Below are 262 nucleotides of genomic sequence, written 5' to 3'. Positions count from 1 at the left end.
TGTCCAGCCAGACGATCCGGGTGCGTGGCGTCATCAGGCTGTCTGCGGTGCGATCGCCAAGCCGCATCACCCGGTTCAGCATGTTGCGTTCGTCAAGGTCGATCACGCCTTGCTCGTGGCCTTCGCTGACCAGCAGCTGGATTTCTTCTTCGGTGACCTGGCTGCCTTCGTTGCCCTTGATCCTGAGCAGCTTCAGCAGGCCGCTGACCGTGGCGCTGAGCAGCCAGACCGCAGGGCTTGCGATGCGCGACAGCCACTGCAT

The 262-nt window shown here is 63.0% G+C and carries 1 protein-coding gene; it reads right to left on the bottom strand.

What is annotated here, in order from left to right; all coding sequences use genetic code 11:
* A partial coding sequence (locus tag MTCD1_RS19505; RefSeq protein ID WP_143760195.1) for a CNNM domain-containing protein occupies positions 1 to 262 on the bottom strand: 262 nt, incomplete at both ends.

This window comes from Colwellia marinimaniae, assembly GCF_002207865.1.
Taxonomy (GTDB): Bacteria; Pseudomonadota; Gammaproteobacteria; order Enterobacterales; family Alteromonadaceae; genus Colwellia; species Colwellia marinimaniae.
Note: the sequence above shows the minus strand (reverse complement) of the source record. Positions and strands in the feature narration are given on the sequence as shown.